This window comes from Alteromonas sp. Mac1 (assembly GCF_001562125.1).
Lineage (GTDB): Bacteria > Pseudomonadota > Gammaproteobacteria > Enterobacterales > Alteromonadaceae > Alteromonas > Alteromonas stellipolaris.
Genome location: NZ_CP013932.1, coordinates 3,318,162 through 3,332,287 on the forward strand (window position 1 = coordinate 3,318,162; position 14,126 = coordinate 3,332,287).

Annotated in this window: 13 protein-coding genes; 6 read left to right on the top strand and 7 right to left on the bottom strand. The window is 41.7% G+C overall.

Annotation, left to right across the window (positions count from 1 at the left end; all coding sequences use genetic code 11):
• Positions 1–40: 40 nt before the first annotated feature.
• Positions 41–2,383, bottom strand: coding sequence for a TonB-dependent receptor (locus tag AV939_RS14215; protein ID WP_057790337.1), 2,343 nt, complete (start codon positions 2,381–2,383; stop codon positions 41–43).
• Between the two features lie 463 nt (positions 2,384–2,846).
• On the opposite strand from AV939_RS14215, the gene AV939_RS14220 reads away from it, so the two are divergent.
• Entirely contained in the window at positions 2,847–3,458 is a 612-nt protein-coding gene (locus tag AV939_RS14220; RefSeq protein ID WP_057790335.1) for a hypothetical protein, read from the top strand.
• An 83-nt stretch (positions 3,459–3,541) separates the two neighbouring features.
• Here AV939_RS14220 and AV939_RS14225 read toward each other — a convergent pair whose 3' ends face one another.
• Positions 3,542–4,471, bottom strand: coding sequence for a dienelactone hydrolase family protein (locus AV939_RS14225; protein WP_057790332.1), 930 nt, complete (start codon positions 4,469–4,471; stop codon positions 3,542–3,544).
• Between the two features lie 255 nt (positions 4,472–4,726).
• On the opposite strand from AV939_RS14225, the gene AV939_RS14230 reads away from it, so the two are divergent.
• Positions 4,727–5,374, top strand: coding sequence for a peroxiredoxin-like family protein (locus tag AV939_RS14230; RefSeq protein WP_057795997.1), 648 nt, complete (start codon positions 4,727–4,729; stop codon positions 5,372–5,374).
• A gap of 157 nt (positions 5,375–5,531) precedes the next feature.
• On the opposite strand, the gene AV939_RS14235 is transcribed toward AV939_RS14230, so the two are convergent.
• The 3 genes from AV939_RS14235 to AV939_RS14245 form a co-directional block, all read right to left on the bottom strand.
• Positions 5,532–5,879 (bottom strand): DUF3718 domain-containing protein, encoded by a 348-nt coding sequence (locus AV939_RS14235; RefSeq protein ID WP_231518136.1) that lies wholly within the window; start codon positions 5,877–5,879, stop codon positions 5,532–5,534.
• Between the two features lie 242 nt (positions 5,880–6,121).
• On the bottom strand, positions 6,122–7,330 hold the full coding sequence (zapE, locus tag AV939_RS14240) for a cell division protein ZapE (protein ID WP_057790328.1): 1,209 nt from the start codon (positions 7,328–7,330) through the stop codon (positions 6,122–6,124).
• A 117-nt stretch (positions 7,331–7,447) separates the two neighbouring features.
• On the bottom strand, positions 7,448–8,035 hold the full coding sequence (locus AV939_RS14245) for a DUF1456 family protein (RefSeq protein WP_057790327.1): 588 nt from the start codon (positions 8,033–8,035) through the stop codon (positions 7,448–7,450).
• A 202-nt stretch (positions 8,036–8,237) separates the two neighbouring features.
• Between AV939_RS14245 and AV939_RS14250 the strand changes: the two genes are divergently transcribed.
• The 3 genes from AV939_RS14250 to AV939_RS14260 all read left to right on the top strand — a co-directional run bounded on the left by AV939_RS14250 (position 8,238) and on the right by AV939_RS14260 (position 10,178).
• On the top strand, positions 8,238–8,807 hold the full coding sequence (locus AV939_RS14250; RefSeq protein ID WP_057790325.1) for a DUF4136 domain-containing protein: 570 nt from the start codon (positions 8,238–8,240) through the stop codon (positions 8,805–8,807).
• 108 nt (positions 8,808–8,915) lie between these two features.
• Positions 8,916–9,479: a DUF1439 domain-containing protein gene (locus tag AV939_RS14255; protein ID WP_057790322.1), complete on the top strand. Its 564-nt coding sequence runs from the start codon at positions 8,916–8,918 to the stop codon at positions 9,477–9,479.
• A 126-nt stretch (positions 9,480–9,605) separates the two neighbouring features.
• Positions 9,606–10,178, top strand: coding sequence for a hypothetical protein (locus AV939_RS14260; RefSeq protein WP_057795995.1), 573 nt, complete (start codon positions 9,606–9,608; stop codon positions 10,176–10,178).
• A gap of 31 nt (positions 10,179–10,209) precedes the next feature.
• Here the strand turns inward: AV939_RS14260 and gloA are convergent, their stop codons facing one another.
• Positions 10,210–10,758 (bottom strand): lactoylglutathione lyase, encoded by a 549-nt coding sequence (gloA, locus tag AV939_RS14265; RefSeq protein ID WP_057790320.1) that lies wholly within the window; start codon positions 10,756–10,758, stop codon positions 10,210–10,212.
• Positions 10,759–11,031: 273 nt separating this feature from the next.
• Between gloA and AV939_RS14270 the strand changes: the two genes are divergently transcribed.
• Positions 11,032–13,359, top strand: a complete 2,328-nt coding sequence (locus AV939_RS14270) for a tetratricopeptide repeat-containing diguanylate cyclase (protein ID WP_231751127.1) — start codon at positions 11,032–11,034, stop codon at positions 13,357–13,359.
• A gap of 5 nt (positions 13,360–13,364) precedes the next feature.
• Here AV939_RS14270 and AV939_RS14275 read toward each other — a convergent pair whose 3' ends face one another.
• Positions 13,365–14,021: an NAD(P)H-dependent oxidoreductase gene (locus tag AV939_RS14275; RefSeq protein WP_057790318.1), complete on the bottom strand. Its 657-nt coding sequence runs from the start codon at positions 14,019–14,021 to the stop codon at positions 13,365–13,367.
• Positions 14,022–14,126: the final 105 nt, after the last annotated feature.

Sequence of the window (14,126 nt, forward strand, 5' to 3'; positions counted from 1 at the left end):
TGTTTTGTTTAACTGATTTAGTTTTGTTTTCGTTGTCATGTTAGAAAGCCACCGTTAATGATGCCTGCACGTTACGAGGGCTCAAAGGGCGATAGAAAGCCGATCCTACAAACGCAAACGACAAGACTTCTTTGTCGAAAAGGTTATCTACGTTTAACCGTAAGCTCACATTTTCAGGCATACCGAAGGGGTTCACACCACCTAAATCTACATAGGCACTTACCGTGGTGTAGCTATCCATTTCATAGGTCTCGGCATAATCGGTAAAACGACTACTGGTATATTTTGCCGACACATTCGCTACTAACCATTCTGTTGGCTCGTAGGTAATGCCACCTGTCATCACCCAATCTGGACTATCAGCCAAGGCGCTGCCTTCAGGGTTACTGCCAAAGCCGTCTACTAAGCTGGCATTTTTGTACGAGACATTAGCGTTCATGTATAACTGTTTTTTGAATACTTCAGGCTGATAAACACCTGACAATTCAAATCCGTAGGCTTCTGAAGCGCCGCCATTAATATAAAAGCTCTCAGGTTGACCAGTCGCGGGGTTTAACACGTTACTGGCAAACAAACGATTATCAAAGCGGGTATAGAATAAAGCCAATGCCGCATTAAAGTTTTCTTTGTTGGTACGGTAACCTAATTCAAGGTTATCGGCTTCTTCACCTTCAGGAGTATCGGGTTCAAAGCTAACCGCATTGTCATAAATGTCGTCTGTACCATTAGGTAGCGCGTAGTTTTTCGAGTAAGATGCGAAAACTTGGTCGGTGTCATTTAGGGTGTATACCGCGCCTATTGAAGGTAAGAAATGGTTGCTAAATTTGCCGCCCACAGACTGAGGCCCATAACCTGCTTCACCGTCAATTTCGTAATCATCATAATCACGATACCCATCTAGTGAATAATCAACACTTAATGACTTTATCCCCAATTCAAGCTTCAAGTTGTCGTCCATTAAGCTAATGGTATCTTTCACGTACAACTGCGTAGTTTCACGGACCGAGGTGTAGTCTCGGCGATAATATGCCACCTCATCCCAAATCACGTCACCATCCGCACTACCGCCGGTTTTATTTAACCGCTGTTGCGTACGGTGGTAAGTGTCTTTTTCTTGCCAGCCACCAAATTGTATATCGTGGGCATCGAGTTCTAGGCTGAAATCAGCAACGAAGCCTTTTCTATCTCCCCCTACTGACGACAAACCATATTGCACACCCCGTGGGTGCACCACATCTAGCCCTGCGGCTGCCTGATCTTCGTAAATACTTAAGGTGTTACTATAAGAATCGGGAGAAACACCATAACCATCTTTGTCTTCAAAATAATAAGTACCGGTAAATAACAAGTTATCTAACAGGTAGGTTTCAAGCTGGGCAGAATAGAGTTTATCATCACGAACGTTTACGCGATCTTCGTAGTAACTTGTACAATTACTGCCGGTAAACACAGGGGTAAAATCGCTTTCATCCACTACCCCATCTTGATTGAAATCGTAAACACCCGTTAAAGGGGCAATACAGCCTTCAGGAATGGCATCTAGGTAGCTGTAATAATAGTTATCATCAAAAGTCGCTTCGGTACCGGAGGGCGAGTCGTAATCGAAGAAGTCGTTCGCCACATAGCTAACGGTAAATTTAGTCTCGTCACTAAAGGCATAAATTGCTTTACCTTCAATGTGCTCTCGGTCGATAGTACCTGGCCCGCGCCATAAATCACTGTCGGTTTTCGAGCGACTCACATAGGCTTTGAAACCATTTATGTCGCCGGTTTCCAGTTTAACGAAAGAGCGATTTAAATCATCATCGCCAATAGTGTAAGACATCATGCCACCGGCTTCGTCAGACGGGTCAACCGAATAGTAAGAAGCTATAGGCCCTAAGGTAGAATAACTTGGTGCGGAAACATCACCGGCTCCCGGAGATGCCACTACAGATGCTAAGTTCTCGTTATCTACATATCTGAAAATAGGGCTACCGCCGAAGGCATCTGAACGCCCCATGGGTACGCCGTTCAATACAAAGCCCATTTGGCTTAAATTAAATGCGCGCACATTCACAGAATTTCCAAACTCATATAATCCTAATGCACCGTCCGTTTGCACATTAAATCCAGGTAAACTTTCTAACATTTTGAGCCCAGATATACCACCTGGAGCCGACAACAACGCTTCACGTGTAACGGCTAGCGTATTGGTTACTTCACCAGTACCAATTGCTACCTCGGTAGTAGAGATACGACGACCTACTACTTGAATCTTTTCTTCTTCAGTTTCAGCACTGGCGGTTTCACTTTCTTGTGCATACGCAGGGCTGACGGCAAACATTGCCGCTATAGATACACTTAATAGTGTAGGACGCAACGGTGTATTTGTTTTTATCATGAGTGTGTTTCCTGCTTCAACTGCTACTACGTGCCCACTTGGAGGAAAACCAAGTGAGTGTTCAGTTAACACATCACAATAAACATACCAACAACGTTAAACTTTAGTATTAATTACCGCCTAAATTTTACTCAGCATAGTATTTCTCTAGCTTTAGCAACTCATCTGATGAGTTTCATCTTGACCGGTTTTGAATATAATTATTCACAACATCTTTATTTACTCTTTAACAATGCACCAAGAGATCGCTAGTAGCAATGAGAGGTGCACCACGACAGTGAACTTTTCACTTGAAAAATTAAAACACTCTTTAATTTTCAACAACTAAGATATACATTACGTAGTGGTTCTCACGCTATTTTGAAACACCTTATGAATGTTATAAACTGCGGTAAGTTTGCCATCCGCCTTTGCAATTTTTATATTGCTCAAATGATTTTACTAACTAATTGATACAAAATTCATGGAACCGAATTACGCAAATTACTCGTATCGCGAGTTACTTGAGGCATTAGAAAGTATTGACCGTGAAGCATTTCCTGGGCGAGTTAATAGCATTAAAGCTAGATTAGCCACACTAGATAAGGAAAGCGATAGCGTATCCATTCGTGGGGACTACAAAGACATTAGCCTATTACTATTTTTAATTAGTTCGGTAATTGGTGTGATATGTACATGGACACTAGTTAAAGGAAGCGAAGATGATTTTAGGCAAATAGTTGGCGCCTTAATGCTACCCGCCGCCCCCTTTTTATACTGGTACTACAAAAAAAAGTGGAAAACTCATGCTCAGGACCACTTCATTCTAAATAAAGATGGGGTGCTTTATAACTTCGAAGGGCAAGAAGCCAAGCTAGCATGGGTGGATATTACGTCTATTGAGTACTCCCGAACCAGATACCATTCCACTCTGTGCTTTGAAGCAAAAAATAGGGAAAAGAATATCTATATTGATATAGAAAAATTTCGATGTAGTCAGTCAATGGTGGACAACTTCACTAAACAAAAGGCTATCAAACACGATGTAATATACTATAAAAGCTCGAGATGGAGGGGGAAGAAACAAGTAATATAAGCAAGGCCCCAAACTTCCAAAGCCCTTGAAAAAAGAGACTTATATTAAAGACCTTGCATTAGCAATGTGGATATTAAACTAGCTTACGCCAGTTTAGCGTTAAAAAATGCTATGGTTCTAGACCATGCTAACTCAGCATTTTCTTTGTCAAACCGCCCCGTAGAATCGTTATGAAAACCATGATTTGCATTTTTGTACATATGCATTGCGTACGAGACATCATTCGCTTTTAAGTCTTCCTCGTACTCTGGCCACGTTGCATTTACTCGCTCGTCTAATTCGCCGAGCTGAATAAGTAAAGGCGCCTCAATATTTTTGCGTAACGCTTTGGCTGCTGGAGTGCCGTAAAAAGGAACACCTGCATCTATAAGGTCGCTATCGACGGCGGCTAGATAATTCACCATATAACCACCAAAACAAAAGCCCACTGCGCCAAGTTTTCCACTAGACAATTCATGCGCTTTTATAAATTCAGCGGCGGCCACAAAATCATGTTCTATTTTTGAACGGTCCAGGGTTCGCTGCATAGCGCGACCTTCATCGTCGTTGCCAGGGTAGCCTCCTAATGGAAACAAGGCATCGGGGGCAAACGCAATAAAGCCTGCCTTCGCAAGTCTTCTGGCTACATCTTTAACGTAAGGGTTTAGCCCACGATTTTCGTGTATTACCAATACTACCGGCGCTTTCTTTTGCGTGGTTTCATCTTGGGTTAAGGCGTTCGGTACGACTAAATAGCCCTTACCTTCTCCATGGCCTTTGGGTGAAGCAAAGGTTTCGTAGGTTGCGGTAATCTCAGGATCGTTAAAGGATATTTGTTCAGCCAACGCATAATTAGGCATTAATGACGAGGTTAAGAAAGACATGGAATAGCCAAGGGCAACTAATCCTGTGAGTTTGGTCATGAATGTGCGTCTATCCATACCACCGTGGGCATAAGCGTCGTACCAATCGAAAGCTTCTTGTGGAATGGCTTTGTTTTCCTGCTGCTGGCTGTTTTCCCGCTGAAGGCTCATAGTTAATCCTCAATGATACAAAGTGAAAAGGCTAGGTAAGTGAATTGCTAGTTAATAACTAAATACGTGTGGGTGTCCAGAATATTATCCAATATCTTATGAGAACAGGCATGTTTCTGCGTAGTACCGCATTTCCGGACTAGATAATCGTAAATGTAGTGCAAATAGGTTTTATTAGTCTCAATAAGGCGTTAACTTCACTCGCATATGATTATCACGATGCGTCATTATGATGTATCACACCATGAGGCTCGTATGGCAACGTTAAAAGAACAAACTGAAGCGAAGGTTGAGGCTGGCCGTAAAGGCAACCCAGATTTCATGAAAGGGGTAGATGCAGAAATAGCAAAAGCTAAGTCGTTTCAGCAAGGCAGTGATGCATTGGCAATTGGCGATAAAGCACCTGAATTCACGCTGCCAGATGCAAAAGCAAATACTGTTTCCCTCCCCACCCTTTTAAGCCATGGACCTGTTGTTGTAACTTTCTATCGTGGCAGTTGGTGCCCGTACTGTAATTTGCAGCTTCGTGCCCTACAGTCTCGATTAGATGATATTAAGAGTCTAGGCGCAACCCTAGTGGCTATAAGCCCGCAGGTACCCGATGATTCGCTCAGCGAAGATGAAATTAGCAAAATGGATTTTATCGTATTGTCAGATCAAAGTGCTAAAGTGGCAGCCAAGTACGGCGTAGCATGGGAAGTGCCTGAATTCCTAATTGAGCACATGAAAAACGATAGGCAACTTGACCTAGAAACCGTCAACAACGGCAATGGTAACATTCTGCCTATTCCAGCAACCTTTGTGCTCAATCAAAATGGCGACGTAACCTGGCGTTATGTGGATGTTGATTATAGAACTCGTTCAGAGCCGCAAGATATTATTGATGCACTTAAAAGTATGTAAGCCAATTTGGCCTACATTCTAGTAAGTAAGATACTAGGTATCGGAAGCTATATTTAAAACAGCAAAAAGGTGGCCATGGCCACCTTTTTTAGATTATGTGCTGAGCAACAACAATGTAAACGAAAACTCCATGCTCAGGCTTCAATTTACCAAATAACTACTTTTTTGTATTTGCTGCAGCCAAATCGATAATTTCAACGTTGGTATTAAATTTACCGTTAGTTAGCACGTTATTCATTTTATCTGGGTCTTCCGCATAATCTTGCACAAAGGCTAAGATATTTTGATCATTACAAGTAACATTTTCAGCAATATAGCTTTTGCTCAAACCAGAATCTTTAATCGATTTGTGCAGTTGAATTTTACTGCCTTGTGCTGCAACAACACATAATTTAGAAGACACTGAATCGTCTGCTGCAAATAATGAATCTGCTGCGTTTGCCATGCCAATAGTAGATAAAGAAAGTGTAATTGTAGCTAGTGTTTTAGTAAAAGTGTTCATCATTGTCATCCTTTAGGTTAAGTCGAAGTTAATTTTGCAACCTGGATGCCAACATTTTTAACTCTTAATAATCAATAACTTAAATAAAAAATACCTAACTCACAGATTTCAACAATTTTCATCAACACTACTGAATCGTCATTTTTACTAAATTTTAGTCTTTTGTACAATTGCATAAACGAATGCAAACACTTGCACTATTGCTAACCAATCAAAAAGTAAACTAAGGCGTTTGTGCGACAGCACTAGCTCGACACTTGTTGTAAATATTCTACTGATGCCATCTCTACCAATCGGCTTTTAGTGCGTTCAAATTCAAACATAAGCGAGCCACTGGTATAAATCTCATCCTGAGGCACGTAAGACGTTATTACCAAGTTAGTTTTACTGTCGTAACATTCATCTACCAATGCAATAAATCGACGTAATGCATCATCCATGGGTGCTAAAACCACTTCCCGCTCGCCGGTTTCGGCAGAGGCGATGTTAATATTCGAGCCGTTATCTTCTGTGCCCCGTGCCTTAATTCGCTCGTATGCCTGGCCACTCATAGGTGGCACGTTGAACACTAAAATGGTTTTGTACAACTTGGCTAATTCTACATAATCAAAGTGGCTTCGAGGCCCTTCACACAATGCCGAAAAATTGAAACAAACCGCCTTATGGCTTATGCCTGAGTTATTTGTATCCGCATCACTTTCGGCGATGATATCAATAGTTCGCCCTAACATGGTTATACTAGAAGGCGAACTATTAAATGTTAATTCAAACTGACGAAGTAGAGTTTGATGCAATGCCGCCTGCGCTTGCAATGGCTTAGGTAATTCGAAATAACGTTGAATGTAAGTGAGCGCACGCTTTCTATGGTCTTGTTTTCCATCTAGATGCAGTACGTTTAAATGAGCTTCAATTGCCGCAATAGCAGGCAAAAAGCGTGCGCGCTGCAAACCATTTCGATAAAGCTCGTTTGGTGCACAATTGCTGGTACACACCACCACCATGTTAAGTTCAAACATGTATTGCATTAAGTTACCTAGTAACATGGCATCGCCAATATCTGACACAAAGAACTCATCGAAACACAACACCTTGTATTGCTTACTTAGCTGCTTCGCAATGTGGCGCAAGGGCTCTGATTTTCCAGACAGTTCAGTGAGACGCTTATGCACGTCCTGCATAAAATGATGGAAGTGTTGCCGTTTGCATAAGGTGCTTGGCAAACTCTCGTCTAGCAAGTCCATTAGAAAGGTTTTGCCCCGCCCTACTTTGCCCCACAGATATATACCTTTACTTTGTGGTTGCGTACTTTTATGAGAAGCGTTTTCTTGAGCCTGCTGTAATGAAAGGTACAGCTGCTGTAGTAATGCTATGGCGTGTTGCTGAGAGGGATCTTTTTGAAGCTTACCCGAATCGACTAGTGCTTGATATTGCGTAAGCGGCGAGGAATGTGGCATGCAGGTTTAATATAGTGTGTTGCCAAAGAAAATAGCGTTACGCATAGTTTGAATATTCATACTTTTGCACACTTAACACGGTGCAAAGCGTAACGCCCATTAGTTATCAGTTCGCGATTAAGAGGTTTTACCCCACACTGAACTTGGCTTATTTGCTTTCTCTTTGGCTTTTTTCGCCTGAATATCCGCTTTTACGTTCTCGCGTACTTGCTCTTTTGTATGTGCTGATTTTTTCGCATCAGGGCGATACTTCTTCACCATGCCCTGTAATAAGTTACGCACTACTTGGTCGCCAGCCACTTTATAGTTTCTGTGATCTGGTTTTCTAAAAAAAGCTGAAAGCTCGTTTTTGCTTAATCTAAAATCCGCCATTTGAAGCGCGTTAATCATATCTTCGTCTTTGTAGCTCATAGCAATACGAATTTTTCGAAGCACTTCGTTGTTACTTAAACGCTCACCGGATTTTAAAATAACAGGCTCAACACCTTCTTGCTTGCCTCGTCTTTTAATAATTAAGCCGTCTAGGAACAAAGAGATAATTTTATCTCTGCAAGGCAAATAGCCCTCTTCACCTTCTTTTTTCATAATTGAATGAAGGTAGTCTACATCCATGTCGTAGTCTACTAACTTGAAAATACCAATAGCAGCGGTATCGTTAATTGCCAAAGCAAAGCGTAGGCGTCGTAGAACATCATTGTGGATCATGGTTTTTCGTCTTAATCTAGAAGGGGCTCATTTATTATGGTGTAGTTTATCGCAATGGCTAATAGACCGCGAATTAAAACCACGGGTTTACGTGAATTGATGAGGCTTAGTGTTCAATTTGCGTTATTTACGATAATAAATCGATCCTAATTGGTGGTTTTCAACTTTAAACCACTACAGCAGTTTTTTACTCGGCGTACTTATGACACCAACAAATAAAAGTAAACATATAGTAAGAAAACCCTTTTACATGCTTTTTGCCTTAGTGGCTTTAAGCTTTTTAGCAGGCTGTGCTAACAAGGGCCCGCAAATTAATATTGATGAAAGCCAGAATTTTGCTGACATTAATACGTTTTTTGTTCGACCGCCACTTAATAGCTTGAACCCCGAAATAGAAAGCCAACTCACATCGGCGATTAGCCGAGCGCTTATCGCCAAAGGTCTCAAGCCCTCGCCTGAAGAAGGTGCAGATGTACTGGTAGGTTTCCTTCCTTCAACTGCCAGTGAAGAAAATGACACCAGGTTAAACCTAGGGTTAGGCACGGGTGTATTTGGGCGTTCTGGTGGTATTTCCCTTGGCAGTATATTCAGCGTACCTATTGGTGAACGCGTGACGCAATATCAAAATCTTCAAATTGATGTGGTACGTGGCGATACGTTTATTTACAGTGCAGTAGGCAGTGTAGAGGTAGAGTCTACCGATTCCGTCACTATACAAAATAAACTAGGCGAGTTAGTGGCCAATTTACTTGAAGCCTTTCCAGCAAAATAAACGTCATTTATGTGAGGCAAATGGCATAATGGGAGTAATTAGCTTGCTTGTTACGAGATTTTTTCTTGTATTCATTGCAGGCTATAAACTCTATACAGAAGGTTTTTTATGAAAGTTATACTCTTTGCTATCACCCTTTTTCTTACCGGATGTGCAAGCACGAACGGCATAGCGGTTTTCTCTTTTTCAAATGCTGAAGTTCAATCATTGCTTAACAAGCAAATGCCGAATTTAACTGAAAACGTTAATCTTATGGGCTTGCCCGTACAGCTGAATGTGAACGACATAAATGTAAATATCGGTCCTGATAATCGCGATGTTATATCCCTTGGTTTAGACACAGGCGCAGAAATTAACGCCTTCGCGTTCAAATACCCTGTACGCTTGACCTTTCAGATTGAAGGCAGCCCTTATTATGACAGTGAGCAAAAAGCCGTATTTCTCCGCAATCTTAATTTGTTAGATTCAAGTGTAGAAGCGGGTAACTACAAAGGAAACTTAAAGCCTTTAAACAACGAAGTGATGAACTTACTTAACGCTTTTCTGGCTGCTAACCCTGTTTATAAATTAGATATGAATAATCCTAAAGTGGCACTATTGAGTAAAGTACCGCTAGACATGAAAGTTGTTGAAGGTGCTGTTCAATTAGTACCAAGAAACTGGAGCAACTAATTAATAATAATAATAATAAGAAGAAGAAGATAACGCATGAAGATTAGCTCAACACTGCTTCAAGTAGCCCCCCGATTAGTGGTTATAGGCACCTTAGCGCTAGTATCTACACCAGTGCCAGTGCTGATGGCCGCACAGAATTCTAGCGCTGAACCTATTGTTCAGCCAGCTCCGCTAGTGTCGATTGCCAGCCACGATAGCTTTTTTGACAGTATACGCGCGCTATGTGGAAAAGCGTTTGCTGGGAAAATAACGGTTGATAACCAGCCTTCTAGCAGCATGGCAGATAAACCTCTGGTCATGCATGTTCGCCACTGTACAGACGATGTATTGCACATTCCCTTTCATGTAGGCGACAATGCGTCTAGAACGTGGATCATCACTAAAACGGGCTCTGGACTATCGCTTAAGCATGATCATCGCCATGAAGATGGTAGCTATTCGGAATCGACAATGTACGGGGGTCATACCCTCGATGCTGGTTGGCCGCAGGTTCAATCCTTCCCCGCCGATGCCTACTCTAAAGCTTTGTTTGCTAAAAGTGGCATTCCCCAATCAAGCTCCAATATTTGGCAAATGTTTATTTACCCGGAAACCTTTACCTACCGATTGATTAGAGAAGGCAGAGAATTCCGGGTAGATTTTGATTTAACCCAATCAATACCCGTACCTGCAGCACCATGGGGCTACGCTGACTAAGCTTGGTTCTACAAAAATGGCGCGTCTTGCATTACTTGGTCAAGTGCGGGGCGCATACCTTTGCCGTTTGCTTAGCGTCGAAAATTTCAATCCAGTAATCATCTGGATCTCTAATAAATGCGATACCTTTCATCGAACCATCGTTAGGGCGTTTTTGGAAAGGAACATCTAGCGCTTCAAATCTTTCACATGCAGAGTCTAGATTCGGCACGTGAAAGCCAATATGACCAAAGCCTTTTGGTTCACTATTGCCATTATGATAGTGAACACTATCTGCGGTATCGCCCCAATTGTGAGTGAGTTCTAGCATAGCTGGCCTCCCAAAAGTTTGGGCGGTACGCTCACTATCGTCATCGCTAATATCAGAAAAATCATCACCCGCTGCTAAGAAATAAAGACTAAATTTCATCTCTTCAAAATCAAGGCGCTTTAACAATGTCATGCCCATTACTCGCGTGTAAAAATCGAGTGAGCGTGCAGGGTCGGCAATACGCAACATGGTTTGGTTGAAAACAAAGCCTTCAGTGGCTTTATCTTTCTGTTCACATAATCCTTCAGCGTTGTCAAAGTGTCGGCTCATTGAAATAGTATCCTTAGTTAAATGGCCCCTAGTTAAGTGGCCCCTAGTTAAGTGGCATAGTTAAGTGGCTTAGCTAAACGACTTAGTGGCTTCGTTTGTAGTGTAGGTGGGGGCAGTTAAAGCAATAGACAACAATAAAAGCAATAATAGATTATTTATTATACAACGCCTTATACTATTTGACCTTTGATAGCACCACATTCACTCTATTAGTACAAAGCGTGAGCATTTATACTTTGTACATTCAGTTGTTTTAACCCGAACCCATAGTCAATGCGCTTTTTTGTTTTCATACTGTTGTTGATTGTGCTTACTACTGCCCGTGCGCAGCAGGCTAGCCCCTTGCCTTCTCAGGATCAAGCTTCATTGCAGCGCGCTGATGCAATCCTTTCAAAAGCACAATTAGCACAAGATTCCTCACCAAAACGCAGTATTATATGGGCTAATCAAGCCTTAAAAATTTCACAAGAAATAGACGACTTCAGCACTACTGCACAAGCGCACTTTCTACTTGGAAAATTAACGAGTCGAACCGATCAAAATAAAACTTCACAGCAGCATTTTTTTGCCGCGTCAGCCATATTCGAAAAGCTCAAAGATACGGAAAATTACATATTGTCGTATGTGGGCTATATCGATGTATTGGTGAAAGATAAACAATTCACCAAAGCACAAAACGCTATTACAACGCTGGTACCTTTAGCTTTTCAATACGGTGAGTCTTTACCGATTGCCATCACATTAAGCGCCAAGGGCGATTATCATTTCGCAAAAGCTCAATACTCTATTGCGGTAGTACAATACTTGATGGCCATTGAATACCTCACCGCCAACGAAAGTCACATTCAAAATCTAAACGCAAGAACCCACGTAAGAATTGCAGAGGCCTACAAGCGATTAGAGAACCGAGAAAAAACCGCCAAACATTACCAAACAGCATTAACCGTATTTACTGATTTAAATGAAGTAAAGTCTATGGCGCGTACCCTCAACACATTGGCTGAAGCGGAGCGATACCTAGGGAACTTAGTGCTTGCACTAGACTATGCATTACGAAGTTTGGCTCTTCACGGGCAAATAGATGATGCTAAAGGCCGTGCTAAAGCATTAATGGGAGCGGGAATTATTTACCGCCACATTGGTCGCTATGAACAGTCTTTAAAGCACGTTCACCAGGCTCATCAATATTATAAGAAAGTTAATAATACAACGGGCATTGCTAAAACGTCGAACCAGATAGGTCATATTTATTTTAGATTAGAACAGTTCGACCAAGCCCGTTCGTTTTACATGCTGTCTATTAGCTTGCCAGAGGAAAAAGTAGAGCCCAAAACCCTTGCTACCGCGCTTCGAGAAAGCGCGATTATTGATTGGAAAAAGGGTGACTACGCATCGGCAAAAACGTTAGCGAAAAAAGCAGATATTATTTATCGAAAAAGCAACGACAAGGCAAAACAATCAATAACCCAGCGAATATTGGCGAACATTCAACGAGACGAAAATAACGTTTCAAACGCGCTCAATTACTATAAAGAATCATTGGCTTTAGCCACAGAGATAGAAAGTGACTTTTACCAAATTAAAACCCTTATTCCATTCGCTACTATGCTTTTTGACACTGATATGGAAGAGGCCATAGCGCTGTTAAAAACCGCCGCAACATTAGCACACAAGAATGGCTACAAGGCCTTTATGTTAGAGAGTTATCGTTATTTACGTTTAGCAGAGAAAAACAGAGGCAATACAGAAGCATCTTTACAATACGCTGAACAAGAAATTGCCATGAGCGAAGTTATTCAAGAAGACATTAATAACAACGAACTCGCGCTTGAAAAAGCTAAACTACACTCTTTAAGACTAGAAATAGAATTAGAAACTCTGCGAGAAAAAACCAAACTCGATAAGCTCGAATTGGCTAGAAAGAACAATGAAATTGAGATAGCTCAACAGGCCACAACTATTTCAGAATTAGAACTGACTAAAAACAGATATGCCAGTGTCGCTTTAGCATTATTGTTAGCCGTTTGCTTAATACTGGTACTGCTTATTTATCGCAGGTTTATGGTATCGAAACAACGCAACCAAGAGCTGGGCTACTTAGCCACACGCGATCCATTAACGAACAGCTTTAATCGCCGTGTTTTGTTTGATTTGATGAAACGGGATTTTGCAAGAAATCCACAGCCAGAAGACTACTGCGTAATAATGGTAGACATCGACTACTTTAAATCTATCAATGATAATTACGGGCATACCATAGGTGACTCGGTACTTCGCGGGGTTGCTAATACCTTGCAAAGCTGCGTTCGCCAAAACGATGTGGTTGCACGATTCGGTGGAGAGGAGTTCTGTATTGTATTGCCAGATACCTCCTCTCACCAAGCTATGCGCATAGCTGAAAATTTGCGAGAAACCATTCAAGTTTGTCGCTTTGATGATATCGCGGTGACCTGTAGCCTAGGCGTATCATCTATTCGCTTTGATGCGAAAACGCCATCTGAACTTATAGACCAAGCAGATCTCGCGCTATTTAAGTCGAAATCGTTAGGCCGTAATAAGGTGACGTTATGGAGCGAAGCACTCGCTAGAGCGCAGGACTAACGTCACTACACTACGGTAATGACATCTTCCATTGGCAAACGAGCCTTGGGTAAACCGTGGTTCCAGTCTTGCTCTTCGTCGGCATAGCCAAGTGCTAGCGCCACTTCACAAATATGACCGTCAAGTTCTTCGCTAAACAACTCACCAATCAAGTCAGCATCTACGCCTTCCATCGGTGTAGATGCTATACCCAAGCGGGCTAATGTGTGAAGCAAGTTTCCAAATGCTAGATAAACCTGTGCTTTAGTCCATGCGCCGTTGTAGCCATTCTCATCCGTATTGGCTTCTGCAAAAGCGTAAGCGCCCATAAATGAGTCACGCATTGCTTCTGGTAAGTGACCAGACGCCACTTCTGCATCAACACGCTTAACAAATTTTTCTTTGGTGAACTTAGGGTCGTAAGCAAATAATATGGTGTGCGATGCTTCTTTTGCATGCAGTTGGTTGAACTGGTGCTTGTTAGCAAAAGTATCGTGTAGACGCTGTTTTGCACTGTCACTTTCAACTACAACAAACTTCCAAGGCTGCGAGTTTATTGAAGACGCTGATAACCTTAGTGCTTCCAATATAATGGCTAAATCTTCTGAAGAAATACGTTTGCTACTGTCGTACTTTTTAACGGTATAGCGCTGGTTTAAATCACTGATAATTTGATTAGACACAAGTAACTCCTAATATTTAATGCGAATACTTTAGATGCCGAGAAGTTTAACGAGTTATACTAATGGCGATAAGCCCATTAATGATTGAATGAGTTTACACAAATT